General features: G+C 45.6%; 21 protein-coding genes. 10 read left to right on the top strand and 11 right to left on the bottom strand.

What is annotated here, in order from left to right:
* Positions 1-77 precede the first annotated feature (77 nt).
* Positions 78-833: an HTH-type transcriptional regulator UlaR gene (gene ulaR / locus AACV20_RS12305; RefSeq protein ID WP_026027147.1), complete on the bottom strand. Its 756-nt coding sequence runs from the start codon at positions 831-833 to the stop codon at positions 78-80.
* 390 nt (positions 834-1,223) lie between these two features.
* On the opposite strand from ulaR, the gene AACV20_RS12300 reads away from it, so the two are divergent.
* From AACV20_RS12300 to AACV20_RS12265, 8 genes are all read left to right on the top strand, one after another.
* Positions 1,224-2,984 (top strand): PTS ascorbate-specific subunit IIBC, encoded by a 1,761-nt coding sequence (locus AACV20_RS12300; protein WP_096037183.1) that lies wholly within the window; start codon positions 1,224-1,226, stop codon positions 2,982-2,984.
* A gap of 77 nt (positions 2,985-3,061) precedes the next feature.
* Complete coding sequence (locus AACV20_RS12295; protein ID WP_170907369.1) at positions 3,062-3,544, top strand: PTS sugar transporter subunit IIA; 483 nt, start codon at positions 3,062-3,064, stop codon at positions 3,542-3,544.
* A gap of 7 nt (positions 3,545-3,551) precedes the next feature.
* Positions 3,552-4,244: an L-ribulose-5-phosphate 4-epimerase gene (locus AACV20_RS12290; protein ID WP_013868339.1), complete on the top strand. Its 693-nt coding sequence runs from the start codon at positions 3,552-3,554 to the stop codon at positions 4,242-4,244.
* 5 nt (positions 4,245-4,249) lie between these two features.
* Positions 4,250-5,071 carry a pyridoxal phosphatase gene (locus AACV20_RS12285; RefSeq protein WP_094165663.1) on the top strand — a complete coding sequence of 274 codons (822 nt, stop codon included), beginning with the start codon at positions 4,250-4,252 and terminating at the stop codon, positions 5,069-5,071.
* 5 nt (positions 5,072-5,076) lie between these two features.
* Positions 5,077-5,724 (top strand): 3-keto-L-gulonate-6-phosphate decarboxylase UlaD, encoded by a 648-nt coding sequence (locus tag AACV20_RS12280; protein ID WP_017048131.1) that lies wholly within the window; start codon positions 5,077-5,079, stop codon positions 5,722-5,724.
* Positions 5,725-5,732: 8 nt separating this feature from the next.
* On the top strand, positions 5,733-6,614 hold the full coding sequence (locus AACV20_RS12275; RefSeq protein ID WP_029189691.1) for an L-ribulose-5-phosphate 3-epimerase: 882 nt from the start codon (positions 5,733-5,735) through the stop codon (positions 6,612-6,614).
* A 188-nt stretch (positions 6,615-6,802) separates the two neighbouring features.
* Entirely contained in the window at positions 6,803-7,225 is a 423-nt protein-coding gene (locus AACV20_RS12270; protein WP_017042894.1) for a hypothetical protein, read from the top strand.
* 119 nt (positions 7,226-7,344) lie between these two features.
* Entirely contained in the window at positions 7,345-8,301 is a 957-nt protein-coding gene (locus tag AACV20_RS12265; RefSeq protein WP_170907368.1) for a diguanylate cyclase domain-containing protein, read from the top strand.
* Here AACV20_RS12265 and AACV20_RS12260 read toward each other — a convergent pair.
* Positions 8,291-9,262 carry an arginine deiminase-related protein gene (locus AACV20_RS12260; RefSeq protein ID WP_170907367.1) on the bottom strand — a complete coding sequence of 324 codons (972 nt, stop codon included), beginning with the start codon at positions 9,260-9,262 and terminating at the stop codon, positions 8,291-8,293. The two genes, AACV20_RS12265 and AACV20_RS12260, sit on opposite strands and share 11 nt — an antisense overlap.
* Positions 9,263-9,773: 511 nt before the next feature.
* On the opposite strand from AACV20_RS12260, the gene AACV20_RS12255 reads away from it, so the two are divergent.
* Both AACV20_RS12255 and AACV20_RS12250 read left to right on the top strand, forming a co-directional pair.
* The gene (locus AACV20_RS12255) at positions 9,774-11,618 is read left to right on the top strand and encodes an ABC transporter ATP-binding protein (RefSeq protein WP_064626585.1); all 1,845 of its coding nucleotides are present in this window, start codon (positions 9,774-9,776) and stop codon (positions 11,616-11,618) included.
* A gap of 97 nt (positions 11,619-11,715) precedes the next feature.
* Positions 11,716-12,420, top strand: a complete 705-nt coding sequence (locus AACV20_RS12250) for a DUF445 domain-containing protein (RefSeq protein ID WP_017049273.1) — start codon at positions 11,716-11,718, stop codon at positions 12,418-12,420.
* 86 nt (positions 12,421-12,506) lie between these two features.
* On the opposite strand, the gene AACV20_RS12245 is transcribed toward AACV20_RS12250, so the two are convergent.
* The 9 genes from AACV20_RS12245 to AACV20_RS12205 all read right to left on the bottom strand — a co-directional run bounded on the left by AACV20_RS12245 (position 12,507) and on the right by AACV20_RS12205 (position 24,344).
* On the bottom strand, positions 12,507-13,262 hold the full coding sequence (locus AACV20_RS12245; RefSeq protein WP_081989708.1) for a phosphatase PAP2 family protein: 756 nt from the start codon (positions 13,260-13,262) through the stop codon (positions 12,507-12,509).
* A 313-nt stretch (positions 13,263-13,575) separates the two neighbouring features.
* Positions 13,576-15,453 (bottom strand): PhoX family protein, encoded by a 1,878-nt coding sequence (locus tag AACV20_RS12240; RefSeq protein ID WP_170907366.1) that lies wholly within the window; start codon positions 15,451-15,453, stop codon positions 13,576-13,578.
* A gap of 106 nt (positions 15,454-15,559) precedes the next feature.
* A complete protein-coding gene (locus tag AACV20_RS12235) occupies positions 15,560-16,396 on the bottom strand; it encodes an arginase family protein (protein ID WP_013868324.1) in 837 nt (278 codons plus the stop codon).
* A 6-nt stretch (positions 16,397-16,402) separates the two neighbouring features.
* Complete coding sequence (locus tag AACV20_RS12230; protein WP_010316838.1) at positions 16,403-17,137, bottom strand: IclR family transcriptional regulator; 735 nt, start codon at positions 17,135-17,137, stop codon at positions 16,403-16,405.
* 161 nt (positions 17,138-17,298) lie between these two features.
* A complete protein-coding gene (locus AACV20_RS12225; protein ID WP_170898960.1) occupies positions 17,299-19,185 on the bottom strand; it encodes a methyl-accepting chemotaxis protein in 1,887 nt (628 codons plus the stop codon).
* A 326-nt stretch (positions 19,186-19,511) separates the two neighbouring features.
* Positions 19,512-20,369, bottom strand: coding sequence for a hypothetical protein (locus AACV20_RS12220; protein ID WP_170907365.1), 858 nt, complete (start codon positions 20,367-20,369; stop codon positions 19,512-19,514).
* Positions 20,369-21,232, bottom strand: coding sequence for an ABC transporter ATP-binding protein (locus AACV20_RS12215; protein ID WP_013868321.1), 864 nt, complete (start codon positions 21,230-21,232; stop codon positions 20,369-20,371). Before AACV20_RS12215 ends, AACV20_RS12220 begins: the two co-directional genes overlap by 1 nt.
* Entirely contained in the window at positions 21,229-21,600 is a 372-nt protein-coding gene (locus AACV20_RS12210; protein WP_026028428.1) for a GntR family transcriptional regulator, read from the bottom strand. Before AACV20_RS12210 ends, AACV20_RS12215 begins: the two co-directional genes overlap by 4 nt.
* A gap of 194 nt (positions 21,601-21,794) precedes the next feature.
* Positions 21,795-24,344, bottom strand: a complete 2,550-nt coding sequence (locus tag AACV20_RS12205) for a glycosyl hydrolase family 18 protein (RefSeq protein WP_170907364.1) — start codon at positions 24,342-24,344, stop codon at positions 21,795-21,797.
* Positions 24,345-24,608: the final 264 nt, after the last annotated feature.

The raw sequence follows: 24,608 nt of genomic DNA, 5'->3' as shown, positions 1-24,608 counted from the left end.
GGGAGCCAAGCGTCTTAACCAAAGGTGAAGACACTGAGCCTGTGTTTATTATTAGAATGTGTAGAGCGAAGTGCTTTCTATACCAGAATCACTTCTGTCCCCTGCTGTTGTAGCGCTTGGATAACTTGCGGATCGGCGGCTTTGCCAGTGATAACAATATCAACCTTGCTGGCGGGGCAAAATAGCATGCCCGTACGCTGCCCAACTTTAGAACTATCCACTACCACCACTAACTTACCGATTTGCTCTAGCATCTGTTGCTCGGCAACGGCGGTGAGCATATCGGTTTTGTATAGGCCATTTTCCGTCAGCCCTTTACCACTGGTGAACATCCAATGTCCGGCATAACCACCTAACGAATCAGGGGCGGGGTTGAGGAAAATGTTTTGTGCTTTGTTGTACTGCCCACCAATGATGATCACATCGTCGTGATCTTCATTGATAAGATAACTGGCCAGTGGAAAATAGTTAGTCACGATTTGAACATCTTGGCCACACAACTCTTTACCGAGCAAGAAGGCGGTCGAACCACAGTTAATTACCACACTGTCACCTGGATTGCAGAGCTTAGCCGCAGCCATGGCAATCTGTGATTTTTCATGGAAATGGTCCGTACTGTCGATATTTAACGGCGTCCACGCTCGCTTTCTAATCTCTAAGCGTTCAGCACCATTGCGAACTTTCTTCAGCTTACCTAGCTCATCTAACTTAGAAATATCGCGGCGGGCCGTTGCTGGTGACACGTTAAATTTCTCAATAATATGCGTGACGTTGATGGTGCGCATATTGTCTAGCAAAGACAGTATCTCGTTATGTCTCTGTACTTCGTTCATGGTTATCACCTTATCTTTTCATCAAGTGATTACTTGGTGATTATTTATGATTTTTTTTGATTCTATTTCTCATCCATCACAATGTCAAACACTGGACGAACAAAACTTCCCTCTCGCTCACAATAAAACCTAACTAATTGATTTTATTTTAAATAAAATTTTAACTGTGACTTGAGTATCAAATAATGTCTCCATTTGGCGAAGAAATTGATAAAAATCAAAATAATCACAAATGAGCATTGAATGATTACTTTTGATTGGTAAAGTCTATTTCGTGAGCAAAACAGGATTGAAATCGGCATCACCTTGCTGATTCACTCTGACCTACACCCAGCTTCGAGTAAGACGGGAATACACATAACGATAAATAGAGAATCAAGGGGTAAAGATATGCAGTTCATCTACGATATCTTCTACATTTTTTATAGCCAAGTAATGACTAAAGCACCTTTGCTGCTGGGCTTAGTCACCCTTATCGGTTACTGGTTATTAAGAAGAGATACCACCACCATCATTAAAGGGTCGATCAAAACCATCGTCGGCTTTATGTTGGTACAGGTGGGTGCAGGGACCTTAGTGGCAGGCTTTAAGCCTGTGATTGAGAAATTATCGGAATATCATGGTTTAACTGGCTCGGTTATCGACCCGTACACCTCAATGATGGCCACCATGGAAATCATGGGGGATGATTATTCTTGGGTCGGCTATACCGTGCTACTGGCACTGGCGATCAACATCTTGCTCGTTTTGCTGCGCCGCTACACAGGCATTCGCACCATCATGCTAACGGGGCATATTATGTTCCAACAGGCAGGGTTAATTGCGGTGTTCTACCTTGTGCTGGGCGCAAGCATGTGGGAAACCATCCTTTATTCGGCTGTTTTGATGGCGCTCTACTGGTCTATCTCCTCCAACATTATGTTCAAACCCACCGAAGCCGTCACGGGTGGAGCCGGTTTCTCCATCGGCCACCAGCAACAAGTCGCGTCTTGGATTGCAGTTAAGATTGCCCCCAAATTGGGCGATAAAAACGAAAGTGTCGACCACCTTGAGCTGCCTAAATGGTTGCACATTTTCCACGACAGCATTGCCGCAACCGCGATTGTGATGACGCTATTTTTCGGCATTATTTTGCTCTCATTTGGTTTAGACAACCTGCAAGCAATGGCGGGCAAAACCCATTGGTCTATCTACATTCTGGAAACTGGTCTTAAATTTGCGGTAGCGATCCAAGTGATTGTTGCAGGTGTACGCATGTTCGTTGCTGAACTGTCTGAAGCCTTTAAAGGTATCTCAGAGCGCGTCATCCCTAACGCGGTTTTAGCCATTGACTGCGCCGCTATCTACGCATTTTCACCTAATGCCATGGTGTTTGGTTTTATGTGGGGCGCGATTGGTCAATTTACCGCGGTGCTGGCCATGCTCGCTTTTGATGCACCGATCATGATCATTCCCGGCTTTATCCCGATGTTCTTCTCCAACGCCACCATTGGTGTTTTTGCTAACCACTTTGGCGGCTGGCGCGCGGTCATGAAGATCTGTTTTGTGATGGGTATCATCGAAGTAGCGGGGTCCGCATGGGCCATTCACATCTTCAACCAATACGGCACTGAATTTAGCGGCTGGATGGGCATGGCCGACTGGGCGTTAGTCTTCCCGCCAATCATGCAAGGCTTATCCGCCTCAAAACTGTTCTTCTTTGTGCTAATTGCATTGGCTGGGGTGTACATGTTCTTCGCCTCTAAAAAGCTGCGTGAAGAGGAAGATGCGCAGGGTCTGGTAAACATCAGTGACGAGCCAGACGTCATCGCCGCCGTCGAACAAGCACTGAAAGTCAGTGATGGCGTACGTCCGGTCAGCATTTTAGCCGTGTGTGGTAATGGGCAAGGCTCCTCAATGATGATGAAGATGAAAATCGGTAAGTATCTGGAGAAAAAAGGCATTCCACACGTGATGGATTCCTGCGCAGTGTCTGATTATAAATCTAAGCTCGCCACCACCGACATCATCGTCTCATCAAAACATCTCTCTGGTGAGATGGAGCCCGGAGAAGGCAAATTTGTGCTCGGCGTACAAAACATGCTGAATCCGAACTCTTTTGGTGATGAGCTGCTCGATATCATCGATAAAAACTTTGTCACTTTGAAATAGCTATTTACTACAAAACGATAAGTACAAAAACAACAATAGGTGCCAGACGCACTGGCACCCACTCTGGAGATAGAACCATGGGACTGAAACAATCACTGATCGACAATGATTCCATCCAATTAAATGCACAGGCGAGCACTTGGCAAGAGGCGATCAAAATCGGTACGGATAGGCTGATCAAATCAGGAGCCATCCACCCCTGCTATCACGATGCCATCATCAGCAGCGTTGAACAATTAGGCCCGTATATCGTCATCGCGCCTAATCTTGCCCTGCCTCATGCTCGTCCTGAAAATGGCGTGATCAGAACCGCCTTTGCTTTAGTGACGCTACAAACGCCTATCTATTTTGACGGCGAAGATGAACCAGTCGATGTGCTGATCACCTTAGCGGGCAGCTCGTCTGATCAGCATATGGAAGGATTAATGGAAGTAACCCAAGTGCTGGATGATGAAGAGAGCGAGACTGGCGTTGATCTCGATAAACTGCGCCGTTGTCGTACCGCGCAGGATGTTTACCAAGTAATTGATGAAGCGTTAGCGGCACAATTGGTCAAGTGAGGATGTCATGTATAGCGAACTAAAACAGCGAGTATTTGCGGCAAATCTTAAGCTTCCCCAATACGGTTTAGTCACTTTCACTTGGGGCAATGTATCAGAAATAGACCGCGAGAAGGGCGTCATCGCCATCAAACCTTCCGGCGTAGAATACGATGTGATGAAAGTCGATGACATGGTGATCGTTGACCTTAACGGCGCGATTGTGGAAGGCACACTTAATCCATCCAGTGATACCGCCACTCACCTCGAACTCTATAAAGCTTATCCAGAGATTGGCGGCGTGGTACACACCCATTCGCGCAGTGCCACTATTTGGGCGCAAGCGGGCATCGACATTCCTGCTTTAGGGACCACTCACGCCGATTATTTTTACGGTGACATCCCCTGCACACGCAAACTTTCTTGCGATGAAATCGCTGGCCAATATGAGAAAAATACCGGCCTTGTGATCATCGAAGAGTTCAAACATCGTCGCATTGATCCGATGGCAGTGCCAAGCGTGATTGTCGCCGGGCATGCTCCTTTCTCTTGGGGCAAAGATGCTAACGATGCGGTTCATAACGCCGTCGTCTTGGAGGAGATTTCTGCCATGGCGCTGGCGACTCGTTCACTCAACAGTGGCATCAAGATTCAACCGGAATTATCCGATAAACACTATCAACGTAAGCATGGTGATAACGCTTACTACGGTCAAAGGTAGCGGCTATGTATAAAGTTCTCGCGCTCGACCTTGATGGCACGGTGTTGACTGATGAACACACCATTCATCCTCAGCTAAAGCGAGCGATTCAACAGGCGCAGCAACACTGCCACGTGGTGATCGTGACTGGCCGTCACCACACGGCGGCTAAACCCTATTATCAAGAATTGGGGCTCACAACCCCCATCATCTGCTGCAACGGCACTTATGTGTATGACTACCAAAATGAAAAAGTGCTCAAGCACAATGCCATCACCAAGCACGATGCATTGACCTTTCTCGCTTTGGCTAAAGAGTTTCAAATGAAACTGGTGATGTATGTGACCGACGCGATGACCTATTCCAAGCGTAGCCCAATCGCCTACATGCAAGCGTTAGAAAAATGGGCCAACCAGTATCCACCGACGGCACAGCCCAAAATCGAGCAAATTGACTCGTTTCGTCACCGCGTCGAGCAAGAAACGTTTATTTGGAAATTTGTAGTTGAAGGGCTACCGAGTTCCGTTGAACGCCTTGCCCAACAAGCTTGGGTACAAGAGACATTCAACGGTGAGCGTTCATGGTCGAATCGCGTCGACTTTGCTGCCAAAGGCAACAGTAAAGGTCAGCGCTTGGCTGAATATGTGCAATCGCTCGGCTACCACGCTAATCACGTGCTGGCTGTCGGCGATAACCATAACGACATTTCAATGCTCGACTACGCCGGGCTCGGTGTGGCGATGCTCAATGCCGACGATACGGTGAAATCCCACGCCAAACTGATTTGTACAACCGATAACAATCACGACGGGCTCGCCCGTTTGATCCGTGACAAAATTCAAGGATAACTCTCATGACTAAACCAATGATCCAAATCGCTCTCGACCAAACTGACCTTATTTCTGCCATCGAAGTGGCAAAAAACGTAGCAAGCTTTGTTGATGTCATCGAAGTGGGCACCATCCTCGCCTTTGCTGAAGGCATGAAGGCCGTCAAAACGTTACGCCATAATCACCCTGACCATATTCTAGTGTGCGATATGAAAACCACCGATGGCGGCGCTATTTTAGCGCGGATGGCATTTGAAGCTGGCGCGGATTGGATCACCGTTTCTGCCGCAGCGCATATCGCCACCATCAGCGCGTGTAAGAAAGTCGCCGATGAACTGGATGGCGAAATCCAAATCGAAATTTACGGCAACTGGACCTTTGCTGATGCACAAGCGTGGATTGACCTTGGCATCACTCAAGCCATTTATCACCGTTCAAGAGATGCCGAACTGGCTGGTATTGGTTGGACAGGCGAAGATGTGGAGAAGATGCGAACCCTATCGAATATGGGGCTTGAGCTTTCCATCACAGGTGGCATCGTGCCAGATGATCTCTATTTATTTGAAGGCATTAAGGCCAAAACGTTCATTGCGGGGCGTGCATTGGTCGGTGAAAAAGGTCGCGTCACTGCCGAAGCACTGCGCAGTCAAATCGATCGTTTTTGGTGCTAGGAGGCCGTATGTATCAGCATTTGCCACGCCAACGTATCGGGTTGTATGAAAAAGCGCTACCCAATCATTTCAGTTGGGAAGAAAAGCTCGCCACAACGAAAGAGCTGGGGTTTGATTTTTTAGAGATATCCGTCGATGAGTCGGATGAACGTCGTCAACGCTTAGACTGGGATGATGCAACCATCTATCAGCTACGAAGATGGTGTGAGCAATACCAAATCCCGCTGCAATCGATGTGCCTAAGTGCACACCGCAAGTTTCCTTTTGGCTCGTCAGACCCCGCCATTAGAGAGCAAGCCATTCTGCACATGGAGAAAGCGATTACCTTAGCTTACAAACTGGGCATTCGCACCATCCAACTCGCAGGCTATGATGTCTATTACGAACCCGCTAATAAAGAAACTCATCAACGTTTCATTGAAGGCATGCAGCTTGCCGCCAAACTGGCCGAGCGTGCTGGTGTGATGCTGGCAGTGGAGATCATGGATACCAGCTATCTTAATTCACTGAGCAAGTTCGAAATACTAAAGCGGGAAGTACCCTCCCCCTATTTTATGGCGTATCCAGATGTAGGCAACATTTCAGGTTGGAACTACGATGTGTGTACTGAATTGGCACTTGGTATGCCACACATTACTCAGATCCACCTTAAAGATACTCATTGCGTCACCTCTAGTTCCACGGGCCAATTTCGAGACTTGGTGATTGGTGAAGGAGAAGTCAATTTCGATGCTATTTCCCAAACGCTGAAAGAGGCAAACTGTGTTGTGCCGATGGTGATCGAAATGTGGGCGCAAGATGAACATTGGAAACACAATATTCGTGTTGCGCAGCATCGGCTAAATCAAGCCTGCGATGCCGCTGATTCGCCTCGTTTATTCAACCTATAGCTCATTTATTCAACCTATAAATTGTGCTCGGGTGCATCTTTTATGCATCCTTCATCCTCATATTGGATAATACCGCGCCCTCTCCCCCATGAGCGCGGTAGCTTTTCTTGGCAAATATTGACATCACCAACACAATCGCGCAGAGTTGCTTTTTGATAACGCCCCGATGCATAACACTCTGAGAACCAATGAAATTACTTCACTTACAACTCTTCTGGTATGAAAAGCATCACACCCTTTTAGAAATGGAAGCGCTCCCTACGCTCACCCCAACCCAAGAACAAGCACTGGCAGAGTGGGTTAAGTGTCGACGCAAAATATTAAGCTTTGAGGCTCACCAGCATACTTGGGTAAAAGTGAATGTAGACGGTTTTTCTTCCGCTTTGCATTTAAAGCCTAATGGCACGTTGGTCGAGCGAGATCTGTTTGGTGAAAAAACACTGCAAGGATTATGGAAAGTCATCGACGGTTTCTTATTTATCAAAGTGATCAGCGGTGAATTTATTGTCGAATATCAGATTGTTGGCAATAACGAACAGAGCATTCACTGCGGTATTGAGTACATCAACGGCCGAGTCAGTACCTACAGCAAATTTATTCAAACCAAATAAGCTTTGTGACCCACGGGAAAAAATGAGATGTATATTGAACAAGATATCAACAACCTTGTGAATCCATCGGCAAACTGTGGCACACTCGACATAAATGCAGACTCGGTTCATCACGGTTTATGGAAGAGTACTTAAAACGAATCAAGCAGCTTGAAGAGCAAGTTGAGCATCTCAAAAAAGAAAACAGCTCTCTTGAAGAAAAACTGAATGCAACGCTAGAAGGCACTGGACTTTGTCTTTGGGAACAACACATTCCTAGCGGAACCCTTAAAATATTCAATAGAGAATGGGGTGATATGCTTGGCTATCAATCACACGAGCTAGACGCTACCGTCGACATTTGGAAAAGCAAACTCCACCCTGATGATTATGACTTAGCCGTGGGCGCTTTTGAGGACCATTTGAATGGCAAGGCTGACACCTATCAGGTCATACACCGGATGATCCGCAAAGATGGAGGTCAAAGCTGGGTGTCGGATCGCGGCCGAATCGTTGAATATGATGAGAATGGAAAGCCGCTGCGCATGATGGGCACCCACACGGATATTACCAATGAAAAACATTATGAATTAGAACTCTCCAAACTCGCTGCGCAAGATCCATTAACCAACCTATTAAATCGAAAGGCGTTAGAAACTAAGTTTGACGAGATGAATGATCTTGTCGAACACCCTGCGGCACTGATTTTTATCGATTTGGATGACTTTAAAACCGTCAATGATCATCTTGGGCACCAAGCTGGGGATTTCGTGCTGCTCCAAGTTTCTCAATGGCTTCAAGAAAATGCGCCTCAACCATCATCGATTGCTCGTTTGGGCGGCGATGAGTTTGTCCTCTTGTGCATCAATCAAAGCACAGAAACGTTAAAGCAGTTTATCGACAGTTTGATCACCAAAGCCTATTCACCACTAAAATTAAGCCATGGAGAAGTGCAAATTGGCTTTAGTATTGGTGTTTGCCAATTCACAACCTCAACGCATACTTTTGAAACCTTATATGAATTGGCCGACCAAGCAATGTATCAGGTGAAGAAAAATGGCAAAAATGGCGTTGAGTACATCAATCTTAGCCAATAGAAGGCAAAAACACTTCCCCTAACATACATCTCACCGAACCACCACCAATATCCTCAATGGTCTTCACATTACACGGCAGTAACTTACCGTGACTGGCCAGCTGCGCACGCTGCGCCAGCGAAAAGGCATCAAAAGCCGATTGCGACATAGCGATCACTTTATCCCCTGCCGCCGTTTCTAATTGTAAAATGTTGCCGCAGAAACAGTTCATCTGCTCAAGTGAAATTGAGATGATCTGCTTATCTTTAGCCAGTGATTTAACCACAAAACGACGTTCAAACTCCGGGATCACTTCATCGCAAATCACGCAGAATGCTTCACCAACCGCCATCATCACATTGGTGTGATAAACCGGTTGGCCTGAAGGCAACGCCGTTTGAAAAGAGACCACGCGATCATAACCGATACGTTTGGCGTACTCCTCTAGCACTTCACGGTCGCAGCGCTGTGACAACGCCGAATAGATGGTTCGATTAAGGTGATCCATCACCATCACACCGGTGCTTTCAAGATAAGCCTGCTGGTCTTGATACGCGAGCAACGAATCTTGCGCCAATACCTTACGGCCTGACAAAGTAAGAGCTTCAACCAACGCTTGTGGGCGCACTTCTTGCTGTCGATTTTTACAAGCCATCGGAAAGGTAAACAAAGTTCCCTCTGGCGTAGTGCTAAACCAGTTATTGGGAAAGACGGCATCTGGCGTTTCCACTTCAGATAATGGGTAATCAAACTCCACTACTTGTACGCCTTCGAGACGCAGTGTCTCAACCATGCTTTGATATTCGGCCATGGCTTGGATGCGAACTTGTTCGGTACTCAATGCAACTTGGTGTTGAAATTCATTATCTTGCGCCGTTTGAGCGTTAAATTTGAACTCTTTTGGCGGCACCATTACGACACAATTGGCATTTTGCACCGTATTCACGGCTGGCTGTGTGATCACTTGTTCCTGCAACATCATAGAAACTTTCCCTTCTACTCACTTTAGGCCAATTGTAAGCATAATGTTAAAACAACATTGACTGAATTTTGGGTTATTTCATCGAATAACTCCTATTAATTACTGAGAAAACTATTTTTCACATTAAAAATTACGGCAAAATCATCATCACATCTAAAAATATTCACCCTTATTTAAAAAATATTCACAATAAAAACTCACTTAAAAGTAACGCAACTCGTTTATGGTTCTCTTATCGTCGATAACGATATTTAACTCGCTTCATTTTTTCACCCGATGGACGTTACTGACCATTCGAGCCGATGCTTGCTGCATTGACCACAGTATTAATCAGGCGCCGTTTTCTAGAGCCAAGCGCGAAAAGTAATCCGCCACTTATGTTGTGATTTCGTTATACTTCTGTTCGGCTTACTCCATCATTTGCTCCCCTTATAGGAGTTCAACGTTAGATTCTCGCGTTCTAGGCTTTTGGTCTCTCATACTTTAGCGAGAATTGGCATAAGGATTTTCGATGTATAAAAAATTTGAAAGCTTTACCCAAGCCTTTCCCAAAGAGGAACCCAAACAGCCTCCTGCGACCTTATGGGCCTTTTGTCGTTACTACACGCGCGGCTTTGAAAAACCACTCATTTTAATGGCGTTAATCAGCACGTTAATTGCCGTTGTTGAAGTATCACTGTTCGGTTTTATGGGCCAACTGGTGGATTGGCTCTCATCCAGTAACCCAGAGACTTTCCTAACTGAGAACCGAGACACCTTGATCGGTTTATCTATTTTGGTACTCGTGATCATGCCACTTTTGATTGGCATCTATTCACTGTTGATCCACCAAACTATGCTCGGCAATTATCCCATGTCGATCCGTTGGTTAGCGCACCGTTATCTGCTCAAACAAAGCCTCTCTTTTTACCAAGATGACTTTGCGGGAAGAATTGCCACTAAAGTAATGCAAACGGCGTTATCCATCCGCGAAACAGTGATGAAGACCTTGGATGTGTTTGTCTATGTGTCAGTCTATTTCACTGCGATTGTGGTGATGTTGGCGCAAGCAGACTGGCGTTTAATGGTGCCGATGCTAGTCTGGCTCGCGGCCTACATTTGCATTCAACTTCACTTTGTACCACAGCTTAAAAAAGTGGCATCAGAACAAGCCGATGCTCGCTCAACCATGACGGGGCGCATTGTCGATAGCTACACCAATATTGCCACGGTCAAATTGTTCTCACACACCCGCCGAGAAACCGACTATGCCGAACAAGGCATGGAGAGCTTTTTAGACACGGTTCACCGCCAAATGCGTTTAGTGACTGGTTTTAACCTGTGCGTTGAACTCGCCAACTATATTTTGGTGTTCGTGATTGCGGCGACTTCGATTTATCTATGGATGCAGAGTGCCATCAGTATTGGTGCAATCGCGATTGCGATCAGCCTTTCATTGCGCATTAATGGCATGTCGAAATGGATCATGTGGGAAGTCGGTGCGCTCTTTGAAAACATGGGCACAGTCGTGGATGGCATGAAAACCCTCTCGAAACCGATCACCATTGAAGATAAACCCAACGCAAAACCGTTGCAGGTTGCACAAGGTGGCATCGAATTTGATGACGTGAGTTTCCACTATGGCGAGAATAAAGGCGTTATTAACCATTTAAACCTGACTATTAAACCGGGTGAAAAAGTGGGTTTAGTAGGGCGTTCTGGCGCTGGAAAATCAACTTTAGTCAATTTACTGCTTCGTTTTCATGATGTTGAAGGTGGGCAAATTCGCATCGATGGGCAAGCGATCAATGACGTCACCCAAGATTCGTTGCGCAGCAAAATTGGTATGGTGACGCAAGATACTTCACTGCTGCATCGCTCGATCCGCGATAACATTTTGTATGGCAACCCTGATGCAAGTGAAGAACAACTGCTGCAAGCCACCCGACAGGCACACGCACATGAGTTTATCGAAACACTCACCGACCCATTTGGTAACCTAGGTTATGATGCGCAAGTGGGCGAGCGCGGCGTAAAACTGTCTGGCGGCCAGCGCCAGCGAATTGCTATTTCCCGCGTGCTGTTAAAGGATGCGCCACTGTTGGTACTCGACGAAGCCACATCCGCACTCGACTCCGAAGTGGAAGCGGCAATTCAAGAGAGCTTAAATGAGCTGATGCAAGGCAAAACCGTGATTGCCATTGCTCACCGTTTATCAACCATTGCCGCAATGGACAGGTTGATTGTACTCGATAAAGGTAACGTCGTTGAGCAAGGCACACACCAAGAGTTGATCGCTCAAAACGGCATTTATGCACACCTATGGGCGCACCAAACGGGTGGCTTTATCGGTTGCGACGACGTTGAGATTGCTTAATGGTTTATCAACGGAGTTTGCGCTCCGTTGATGCTTCCACAATTGACTCTTTTTCCTTAGAATTCGCCCATTCCCTTTATTTAACTAGATTTGGATTATGAACAAGAGCTTACTCACTAATATCATTGCGCTAGCGCTCCTTGCAGCGGGCTATCAACTGGATAACACTATTGCGCTGTATGCGGGCTTATTTGCCTTCTCTGGCGCAATCACCAACTGGCTTGCGATTCACATGCTGTTTGAAAAAGTGCCAGGACTCTATGGCTCGGGTGTGATACCTGCTCGCTTTGAAGAGTTCAAAACCGCAATCAAGAGCCTGATGATGGAGCAATTTTTCACCCAGTCCAATATTGACCGCTTCCTCAGTAAAGAGATGACGGGCAGTAAAACGTTGGATCTTGAGCCTGTGATTGCCAAAGTTGACTTCAACCCAACCTTTGATTCTTTGGTCGAAGTGATTGCAAACTCTCCATTTGGCGGCATGCTGGCGATGTTTGGTGGAACCGACGCGCTACAACCACTCAAGCAACCGTTTGTCGAAAAAATGCAGCAATCTATGATTGATATCAGCCAAAGCGATAGCGTTAAACAAGCGCTCAAAGAGCAGTTAGAAGCTCCTGAGATGATTGAAGAGATCACCGCTAACATCGAAAACATCATCGATCAACGTCTCAATGAACTCACGCCTAAATTGGTGAAAGAGATGGTACAGAAGATGATTAAACAGCACCTTGGCTGGTTGGTTGTTTGGGGGGGAGTATTCGGTGGTTTGATTGGTGTGGTTTCCTCCTTCTTTGCCTGATTGCCGTTACTTATGTGATTGAATGTGATTACAAAAAAGCCAGCACGTTTAAATGTGCTGGCTTTTTTATGATGGCTCGTGACCCGTTAACAGAGATGAAGACGCGTTAATAGTGGTTTTAATTTAGGGTGATCTAAGGGGTACACTTTGGGTATCACAAGGTAAATCATGCTGACAAACAGCAAGGAACCGTATAAATCAACCGGACGATGCATCCCTAACCATAAGCGGCTAAAGGCGACCCCACAGGCCCAAAGCAGTAGACCCGCCGCAAAAATATAGCGCTTTTGTTCAATAAACAGGCCACCAAAGAAAGCCAGACAAATAGCAGCGAAGATCGTATGGCCAGAAGGAAATGAATAGTCCTTTTCACCCTGCCAATGACGTAAACGCCAGTCACTGACTTGGGTTGCGATGTCGGTCATCACACTTTCTTTTTGTAATTCACTCAATTTATAAAAATGCGCAGGGTTTGGGATAAGTAACTCATACGTCATTAATTCGGTGTATGGACGAGGGCTCTCTGTCAGATGTTTTAAACCCGTTTTGGCAGCCATACCAATCACCAATAACAAGCCAATTTGAATAATGCGGTTAAGCAGTTCAATGCGGGAAGTCGCTGTCCGTGTTGCCAAAAAAGCCAACAAAGCAAAGGTAAAGCCAAAACCTTGCCAACCGGCCGAATCGGTTAAATAGGTAAAAAATACACCGACGCCCTCGCTCACTGGCGTGGTCAAATCAATCGAAGACCCAACCAATGAGATGGGAACTAACAGCAACGAGAACAAGGCTAAGAGTACTAAGCCCGATTTTTTCATTTGGATTTGCTTTTTCACGCTCAATAGACACCGCTGGATTATTGAAGATCAGCATAATAACGGACGACACGCAAAGAACGTATCAAGCAATTGTCAATTTGAGGGAAAATAATCGCCCCGATCTCACCCTTTTTACTTATTTTCCTGACACAAAGAGTTCATACATAACGTGTAGAAAAGGCAAACCAGACCATGTCCTGCCTAACCGAAACAACGTCTTCTTTCGTGCAAGATAGGAGACGCTAAGACCGTGAATGGATGATGGCAACAGCGTTGACCGACAGCAGGAATGTTAAAAAGGGAGCCGCAGCTCCCTTCAGAGGAAAATGATCAGGGCTTATGCGCCAATCACCCCGCCGTCTTCACGAGTGATCATCATAATGGTCGAACGCGGCTTGGTGGTTCCACCGTATGGGAAATGCGATGGCGCTTCATCTTCCCCAGGGTGTTGAACGCCAACAAACATGGTTTTTTGATCCGGTGAAAAAGTTAACCCTGTTATTTCACAAGCAATCGGCCCAGTTAGGAAACGTTTCACTTCACCAGTAATTGGATCCCCGCACAACATTTGGTTGTTGCCTTGCCCAGCAAAATCCCCTTTGTTGGAATAGTTGCCATCGGTTTGAATCCACAAGCGACCCGCTTTGTCAAAGCCGATACCATCAGGGCTGTTGAACATGTTGTCTGCTGAGATATTGTCGCTGCCCGCATAGAGATCGCCTTTATGTACCGTTGGGTTGCCCGCAATCAAGTACAGATCCCATGCAAACACAGTGCTAGTGTGATCCTCATTGGCTGGCATCCAGCGCAGAATCTGGCCATAGTTATTCTTAGCGCGAGGGTTAGGGCCACCCACAGGTTGCCCCTCTTTACCTCGGTTTTTATTGTTGGTCAGTGTACAGAACACGTGCTTATTATCAGGGTGAATCGCAACCCATTCAGGACGATCCATTGTCGTAGCACCCACTTGAGTCGCTGCGCGGCGAGCAAAAATCATCACTTCGGCTTGGTCCTTAAAGCCATTTTCTGGCGTTAAACCATTTTTACCAAAGGTCAGTTCAAGCCATTTTCCCGAGCCTTTCAGTTCTTTCTCATTCATATCAAACTTAGCGACAAAGAGGGTTCCTTCTTCTAATAAATTGCGATTCGCCGCATCGTTACCAGCTTGGTAGCGATTTTTTGAAACGAATTTGTATAGATGTTCACCGCGTTCATCATCCCCCAGATAGACCACAGCATGGCCATCTTTGTTGAGAGTAAGCGCCGCATTTTCATGTTTGAAACGGCCTAACGCCGTGCGTTTAAGTGGCGTCGATGTTGGATCGTTCGGATCAATTTCCACTACCCAACCAAAGCGGTTTGGCTCATTGGGGTTTTTCGCAACGTCAAAACGCTCATCATGTTGGTGCCATTGATAATCACTGGGTTTGGCTTCAATACCATAACGCTTATGATCAGCCGTTAACTTCACGCCATCTTGGTTACTACCAAAGAAATCATCAAAGTTCTCCTCACACGTTAAGTATGTCCCCCACGGCGTTTGACCATTCGCACAATTGTTAAAAGTTCCCAGTGGATTTAAGCCCTTAGGATCAGTGGCGGTTTTCATTAGCGTATGGCCTGCAGCTGGCCCAGTGAGCAGCATTGGTGTGTTTGCCGTGATACGACGGTTACGCTTCCCTGCGCGGTCAACCGTCCACTGGCCATTTTTGTTCATCACTTCAACGACAGTAACGCCGACCGCAGCTTGCGCTTTACGCACATCATCTGCTGTCATCGATTTACCTTTGTGATCAAACAAGTATTCGTAGTTGGTGTATTCATTATTAATCGCAAGTACACCGCGATTATCTGAAATAGGGAAGAAACTCATGCCATCGGTGTTATCACCAAATTGAAGCTCTTGTGCTCGTGAATCTTGTTTACCACTTTGGTCAAACTCAGGAGCATCAACAGAAATGGGGTCACCCCATGAAATCAACGGGGTCGCTTTATACCCTTTAGGAACAACGATGGCATCTGCCGTTGAGACAGGAATGGCTTCAAAGTTGAGCAGTGAAGAGCTCGACTTTGCCGCCACAGCCTTAGCAACTGGATTTAAAGATAAAAACGCGCCTGCACTGACTGCCGCACTACCCGCTATAAAACGGCGGCGAGAGAGTCTCGCTTCGATCATTTCACTAAATTGAGACTCTTGCTCTTCACGCTTCCACATGTTTGCTCCTTGACTTTACTTGTCTTGTTATTGGATTTTGCAAGCAGCTTAGCGGTCTATCGTGACAAATAAGTTAAATTTACATTGCTTAACGGTGACAGTGCCACTACGCAGCGTGGATCACATCTGGCGATAAAGCACATAGCTCATCTAAAATTTCTTTGGTCTGCTTAGAATAAATCAATTTATCCTTCGCCCCCACCAGTTGGATAAGCTTTACCTTGCCCGAAAGCGCACATTGCCTTAACGTTCTTAGTACCATTTGGTTATCTAACGCGTTGTTCTCATCAACCCCCACTCCCGGAACTAAAGAGGCTAAATCAATCGTCACGATCAATTGATCACAATGCTCTATGTAGTGACCTAATTGGCTTTTTAGTTGATTACGATGACGAAAACCACACTCATTCAGCGTTAACCAATCACAGCCTAAATCTTCTGCATACTCCCACACTTGGTTGGATTGATGCATTTCATCAATTCCAATACAAAATAGGCGCGTATTGTTATAACGAGAGAGTGCAAAATGAAATGCAGAGCCAACTTGTAGGTCCAGCGTTTGTTTCAGCTCAAAATGATGTCCGATACTCACAATACCAACTTCGTCATTCTCAAAAGCCATCACTGGTAATGCATTGAGCAGCATTTCGTGACAATTCGCTAGTACGACGGGCACTGAGCTCAGTGCTAATTGATGACTCAAGGTGTCTTGAAAACGGGTGGCATTTTTATCTTTGACGACTATATGTCCCGCATCAGAGTAACAAGGCGTGGATTGACGCTGATAGAGCCAATCTGATGCAAATTCAAGGCTCTGCTGAGCAAATTCAAACTCTACTTGAGACATTGGCTTTATCTGTTCACAGAGTGTCATGAACGTGAATGGATAAGCGGGTTGGCTCTGTGTACGACTCATACGGTAGCGTTTGAATAAACTTAGCATTATGAATTACCTTTCTGGTGGCAACGCTCTTGCTGCCTGTAATACATGTAAAATGATCCGCTGCTTGTTGGTTTCAACACGATGGGCTGGAGCCATCACTGAAATTGCGCCGATCAACTTACTCCCTTTCATTACGGGGGCACTAATTCCGGAAACGCCAGGATCAATTTCTGACGTGCTCACGGCGTACCCATTACGACGTATTTTTTCCAACTCTGTCTGCCATTTTTCCATTTGGTGGTCTTCACCAAAATAACGAAGAATTTTTTCACAGCGCGGAGCGGGTAAATACGCCAACATCACTTTAGATGAGGCACCTCGAAGCAGGGGTTGACTTTGACCCTGGACGAAGCTGCATCGAAGTGCCTGCATACTTTCTTTTTGGCTAACGCACAAGGCTCGGTATCCCACCGGAACCATGTATGCCGCCATTTCGCCTGTCTGTTTCTGTAATCGACTTAACACCGCATCGACTGCATCTAAATTGTGTTGACTCGTTTCATAACTGCGCATTAAAAGTAGAGCCGCCGAACCGATGATCAACGTTTTGTCGTGTGGGCTCTCTTCGATCAAGTTCCACTCTTTCAAAATCTTCAGATGTCGGTACAAACTACTCAGCGGAACTTGCAATTGTTCGCTCAAGGTTTTCGCTGATACTGGCTCTTCATTTACCGCCACTTGCATCAATAATTGCAGTGACTTTTCATTAACTTGGCTGGCCGATAATTTCGTTTCGTTCATGTTTTCTTTTTAGCCTCATTTATTCCACGCCTCAACTATGATTCTTATATATCGAGAATTTAAGATTAATAACAGACTTGCTTTCTCACCAAGTGAGAAAACATAACAATCTGATCAAAAAAAGGCTCCGCAGAGCCTTTTGAATAAGAAAGAAACAACCGTTACGCTAATTTAAATGTCGCCACTTTTGCACTCAGCTCTTCCGCTTGCTGCTTGAGTTCATTGGATTGGCTCAAGCTATCTTCTGCACCAATGACCAGTTGCTCCGTCACATCCTTGATAGAAGTAACATTTTGTGTAATTTCACTAGTTACATGCGTTTGCTCTTCGGCTGCCGTCGCAATTTGCGTCGCCATATCACTGATCAAGGCAACCGCTGCTTTAATTTCTTCAAGCGCACCGGATGCTTTATCGGCATCTTCCACTGAGTTCTCAGCGAGCGTTGAGCTGCTTTGCATCAACGATACCGCACGTTTAGTGGTTTCTTGCAGGGTATCAATGGTTGATTTTATCTCTTCGGTAGAAGTATGGGTGCGCTGAGAAAGCACACGGACTTCGTCTGCTACCACGGCGAAACCTCGGCCTTGCTCACCCGCTCGCGCAGCTTCAATAGCCGCATTCAGCGCAAGTAAGTTGGTTTGCTCTGCAATGCCTTGAATAGTTGCCAGTACGGTCGAAATCTCTTGCGCGTGTTGGTTTAGTGCGGCAATCACGCCACTGGCCTCACTCACTGATTTTGCCAAGTTATTGATCGAGCCTTTGGTATGAATCACCAAAGCATGTCCATTATTGGTGCTGGTTGCCGAGTCTTGCGCTGCTCTTGCCGTTTGCTCTGCGTGAGAGGCTATCTCTTGCGTTGCCGACGCCATTTCAGTGACCGCAGTAGCGACCATCACAATTTCTTGCTGCTGGTGACTAAGCTCTGATGCCGATTGATTAGCGCGATGCGCGCCATGTTCTGATTGCGCTTCCAATTGATGAGACTGGTGACGAATATGGCCAATAAGTTGTTGTAAGCTTTCCACAAAGGTATTGAAGTTTCTGGCCAATTCACCTACTTCATCGCTGTTCTCTACTTCAATACGTTGGGTTAAGTCACCACTACCGTTTGCAATTTGTGCTAACGCTTGAGAAACATTATTCAAAGGACGGAACAAAATATTACATAATAAGTTGAACAGCAGAGTACAGAGTATGACGACAACGGCAGTAACAATGAGCTGGCTGAAAGTAGCTTCAGATAAAGGTGCGATGAGCGAATCGTGATTGATGACCACAACAGTACTGAGATTCGTTCCGTTGATGCTTCGGGCGTAGAGAACATACTCCTCACCTCGAATATCCACCAATAAATCGCTGCTTTTCGCAATCGCTTGGCGGATATCAGCGAAATTTAAACCCAGATCAGAAACACTTTTATTGAGCAGCTTAGTATCACTATGGGTAAAAATATTGCCTTTATCGTTAGCAATAAACATATACCCCTCACCCGGCAAAATAACTTGCTTCATGCTGTTGAGGATGTCAGTAATTTCTACGTCGGCGCCTAAAACGACTTGTTGGCCATGTAAATTCAGTGCCTTACCTAATGAAACCACATTAGCGCCCGTTGCCGCAGCAACGGTTGGGTTATCCATAAACACTTTTGATGGGTTTGCTTTAGCGTTTGTATACCAGCCCCATTTGCGCGGATCATCGTTCCCCGGCGGCAAGATGACACCATTAGCGTTGTTTTGCGAACCGTCGGGGTAAGCAAGAAATACGTTGTCAAACGCTGCAGAATCTCGAACTTGTTTTAAATGTGTCACGATGGCTTGTTTCTCGGCATCTTGCGACAGCGAGGTTAAAGCACGCTCTTTCGACAGTAACCAGTCCGTCACATACTGGTTATAAGAAGCGGTGGTACTTTGTAATCGTTGTTCAACATCAATATCTAATCGCTCCAGTGCAGCTCGATACGACAATGCTTCAACGAGTAATCCCCCAAGAATAATGGCAGCGCTGGCTGAAATCGCCAGTTTATTTTTTAACGACATTTTTTTAAACATAGGTAGACCTATTTGTAATAGTAATTTAACTCAAACCGATAGAATTCTCGATCAATTGGACATTATAATTTCAAGCCTCGAAATAAAACTTGAAGCGGTCCACGTCTTTGTCATTGCTCACAAAGGACTACAAAATAGCATAGTGCATTTAACACATTTATATCATGTTAGTCAGAGAGTTGATTACTCATCACTTTGGAACTAACTTCTAATTTTGAGTGAATTTTTCTGGTCTAACCTTTTCTATCCTCACCATAGTAACCGCAGGAAGTAGGCGAAAAAAAAGAGAACAAACGCTCTCTTTTGGATTAAGCTTAACCAGAAACTTATCGGGTCAACAGTGACTTCAATGAAAGTTCATCAGTACTATAGAGCTTGTGGCTAATCCAGTAACTGGCGATACCAATCATGATATACACAAATAAATTACCCCAACCAGCACCTTCGAAAGCCGTGAACATGTTTGAAGAAGTCATTAACTGCAACGGCAAGTTGAAAATCGCGTGGTAAAACTCCCCTACAATGTCAGAATTCAGCATAACAATCGAGATCCATTTAAGCGCGAAACCGCCCACGAACATCACAAGGATCGGCGAATTAAATATCTGTGAAATAACTAAAGTAAAGCAGGCTAATGGCAGCATCGTCACAGCAATCACCCACATTATACTGAGGTAATTCAACCAGTGTTGAACGGCATATCCTAGAGAACGTTGTTCAAATAATAGGGCTAAACGGTTTTCTGTCGCTAAGTTAAGCCCCCACAGCAGAATGTCCGCACAAATGACTAACACGGAACAGACCACAGGAATTACAAATAAGCCAAACCCCAGTTTCACTATGTGGGTCATATTGTTCGTCACTGGCATGCTGCGCCAGAACATCGAGCTTCCCTCTTTACGCTCCTTGCGGAATGTTCTGGGGAAATAGAGTGAACTGAGCATTAGCGAAATAAAACCAACAAGCATGATGATAAAGGTGTTGAAATCATCCACAAATTCAATATGGACATCACTGATGTCACCACCAAATTCCATCTCAAAAAACAGGTTGTGTTGCAGTGTATTGTTCATTAACAAACTGATGAACAATAGGGTTCCGCATACCAATAGAAACAAAGGAATACGCGTAACATTTTTGTTTTCAATCAGCTCTTTTTCAAGCATATAAATACTGGGGTGCATTATGCGCTCTCCTTCTGCAAGGCAAGAAATAGTTCAGCAAGTTTTACACTGTAAATAGAACCAAGCCCTTCAACGGCTTGACGGTGTTCTGAAGTCAACAACCACTTTGTTGTTCCCAAGCTTGGCTGAGATGCCAAAGGACGATAGGTTTGGATAACGTCTTGATGTGCGTTACTGGCCTCTAGAACAAAATACCCTTGTGTAATCGCCTCCATTGAGTCTTGCAGCACGACCTTACCTTGCTTCAAGATCAGCACATCCGTTAGCAAATGTTCAATTTCCGATACTTCATGACTAGCAATAATCAAGGCACGCTCACCATCATGAAACCATTCGAGTAAGTGACGATAGAAGGTATCACGGTAGATTAGGTCCAAACCAAGAGTTGGCTCATCCAAAATCAGCACTTTGGTATCGGTGGCAATCACAATGGCTAAATGCAGTTGTACTTTCATCCCTTTTGATAAGGTACGAATTTTACTTGATAAACGAATGTTGGTTTGTGTAAGGACTTGCGTGGCCTTGTCTAACGAGAAGCTGGGATGCACGCCTGACGTATAACGCAAAATTTGTTTAACCGTCATCCAATCTGGCAACACATTGACGTCTGAAATGTAGGAAAGATGCGCCATCACTTGCGCATGTTCCGTAATCGGATTTAAGCCTTGGATCAAAATGTCACCTTGATAATGGTGAGCACCGAGCAACGACTTAATTAAAGTCGACTTGCCCGCACCATTATGTCCGAGCAAACCGAGCACCTGTCCTGCGTAGAGCTTAAAGCTCACATTCTGCAGAGCTTCCGACTCGGCATGCTTTGCGTACTGTTTAGATACACCGTTGACTTCGACTAATGGATTCATTGGTCACCTTCAATATGCTGTTGTAGTTGGTTGATAAAATCCTCAAGCGGCATCGCCAATAGCTTGAGTGTTTGTGCAATTTCTGGGATCTGTTGCTCTAAAAAGTGCTGCTTTTGTTTCGCCTGTAATTGCGCTAGCGCTCCTTTCGCGACATACATACCTTGACCTCGTCTTTTTTCAACAATGCCTTCGTCAACAAGCAGTTGATAGCCTTTCATGACAGTTAAGTGATTGATTTTCATATCTGCCGAAACGGTTCTTACCGAAGGCAACGCACTATCTTCTAGCCAAATACCTTGTAGGATCTGCTCGGTAATTTTGTCGGCTAGCTGACGGAATATGGGTTGGTTATCTTGCCAATCTGTCACAATTTCATACCGATATAGTGTTATACACATATATAACACTAAAGCAAAAATATTGAATTGCAAGTGATGAATGAAAAAACATAGAAAAACGCACAAAAAAGCCTCGTGTTAGAACGAGGCTTGAAGTCATTGTTTGCGATAAAAAGTTTATTAAAACCCGTTAGCTTATTGAGGTAACTGGTTTATTAAAGCAATCAGCTTGTTGGGCAACTTGCAGGACCAATCTCTTTCCATACTCCCCACACACCAGTAGTCGATGGGTTTTCGCCAGTTGTCCACCACTTGGCTTCCCATACTTTACCTGCCCAAGAAACTTGTTGACCGCCAGTATAAACCGCTGATTTATCCCACAAGTTACTGCAAGTGTCACCACCACCAGAATCTTTCTTCGCCACGATAACCGATGCACTTGCAGAGGCCGCCGCTTTACCATCACTGACAGTTACAGTGAAGCTTAGCGTGATGTCTTGGGTATACTCAGGAGCAACAAACGAAACACTCGCACCTTGAATGGTTGCATTTAGGCCTGCAGGTACATCCCATGCGAAAGTTAAGGTGTCTTGATCGACGTCACTTGAAGCGGAAGCGTCCACCACCACAACCTCACCAGCACTGACATTGCTTGGCGCAGTAATCACCGCCACTGGTGGCATATTCACAGGCTCAGTTGCTTTAGGTTTGACCGTTACAGTCACAACATCAGAAGCCGTTGCGCCTTTGTTATCTGTGACCGTCAACTTGAACGTCAGCGTTTGTACTTGTGCCACTTCGGCCGCGTCAAAACTGGCTCGTGCAGAATTAGCGTTTACTAAGCTCACTGCTGTGCCCGCCGTTTGCTGCCACACGTAACTGACAATAGTGCCATCACTGTCTTTTGATGCACCGCCATCAAGAACAACACTCACCGGACCGACCACCGATTGATCAACACCTGCATTTGCAGTGGGCACGCGGTTCGCAGGGGGTGTAGTACCTCCTCCTGCTAAGCTTTCATGCATCGCATTTAGGATGTCACCATTATCAGCGTCAATCTCCCAAGAGAACAACCCGGCCAAACCAAGGTTTCGAGCATAGGCGCCCTTGGCTTTGATTGAACGGTTATCGTCAAAAGTAACCAGTTGGCCCGTTGTACGATTCCAAACCCAAGGTGCTTCAGCTTGTGCATCGTATCCATATTCAAAGCCATTAATACCGGTATTATTAGCCCCTAACATGAATGATTTGATGCCTTTATAGTCAATCACACCCGCTTCCCACACGCCTTGCGCGGAAGTGCCTTTCAATTTTCCGTTACCTACCCCTGTCATCGGGTCGGTTGGATCACTTAATGAAGCCGGCATCACCCCTTCCCAGCCACGGCCATACATAGCCGCACCTAAGACTAACTTATTAGCAGGGACACCCTGTGCTAGCAGTAACTGGATACCGTTATCCGCCGTATAAGCTGGACCTTTATAAGGTTCGCCATTTTCATCTACTCCTTTCCCATCACACTGACCAGGGCGCATGAATGATCCGCAGTAAAGCGCGGTTTGGTGGCCTAATACGTTATTCCAACCGCCATAAAAGTCATAAGTCATGGCAAAGATGTAATCCATATATTGAATGGCTTCGCCATAATTAACATCTTCAATCTTGTCATGACCAACACCAATTGCTGACGTGAGCTCATAAGTACGACCAGTTTCCGATTGCAATTCATCAAGCATGGCACGCAGTTCACGCATTAACGCAATGTACGCAGGGCCATCATTGACTGGGTCACCGCGATCCGCTGCTTGACCACCTCCTCCAGGATATTCCCAGTCGATATCAACACCGTCGTAGAATTTCCAAGTGGTTAGGAATTTCTTCACTGAAGCAACAAAAGTATCGCGATTGGCCTTGTTGGTAAAATCAAAAAATGGGTCAGAGAGTGTCCAACCACCAATAGAAGGAAGGATCTTGAGGTCTGGATTACGCTGTTTGAGCGCCATCAACATGGCATAGTTGCCCTTGATCGGAGAGCTGTATTGGTGACCCGCTTGCGGGAAACTCTTTTGATAGGCCGCCCAAGGGTCATGGATCACCACTTCGTAATCATTCACCCCATTACATGCTGTCATCAACGCGTTGTAGCTGTTTCCACCAACGGATTTCAATGATTCGTTAGGGCCACAAATTGGAATGAAGCCGTATAGAATATGCGTCAGATTATCAGCCGGGATGTTATCTACCGTATATTTTCGGTCATAGATGCCCCACTCAACAAAGTAGGTTCCAACCACCGTATCTTTATCGGTCGTGTAAGTCTTGTTATTGGGATCAATATTCATCACCAAAGGTTTGAGATGTGAGCCATCGGTATCGGCAATTGTTATCTCAACGGGTGCACTTTTGCTGCAACCTGTCGCGTCGCAAGCTTCGATTGTCATTTGGTAAACACCACCTTGTGCATAACTGAAGTTTGCGGTGGTTTGGCTGCCAGTGATTGGGCCTGTCGCGACCTGTGCGCCATCAAAATAGATTTTATACGTGTTGCCCGTTGTACCACTCCATTGGTTAAACTTAACGGCAATCGGCGCTTGGTCATAATATTTGACCATTTGGTTATAACCAGCCGTGCTTTCCATGGCTAATTCAACTTTAGAAAACTGTAGATTATTCGACCCATAGACATCGACGCTAGGGGTTGCTGGTGCTGCCATTGCCGTGCCCGAAAGAGCCATTGCAATACTTGCGGCGCACAAAGTAATACGATTCATACCTAATATCTCTCATTTCTGAATGTTTCACTTACATTTAAGCAAGCTGCTCTTCTGATAAGGCATTGAAGAACATCCATTTCAGTATTTACAAGACTTATTTTTTTTAGCAAAAAAATAAAAACGCTTTTCGAGTCATCGTTAAAATTTTGTTATGGGGATTCACCGTGTTACATCTTAAAAGCAATTCTGAGTCAGGAATTCAGAAGTTTGACAAAGCAAAGCAGGTAAGTTTAATTTTTTACGCTAATTAAGGCCTTTGAA

It is taken from the genome of Vibrio sp. B4-6, assembly GCF_963888245.1.
Lineage (GTDB): Bacteria > Pseudomonadota > Gammaproteobacteria > Enterobacterales > Vibrionaceae > Vibrio > Vibrio anguillarum.
The sequence above is the reverse complement of the archived record's forward strand: the minus strand, read 5'-3'. Positions and strand labels throughout refer to the sequence as shown.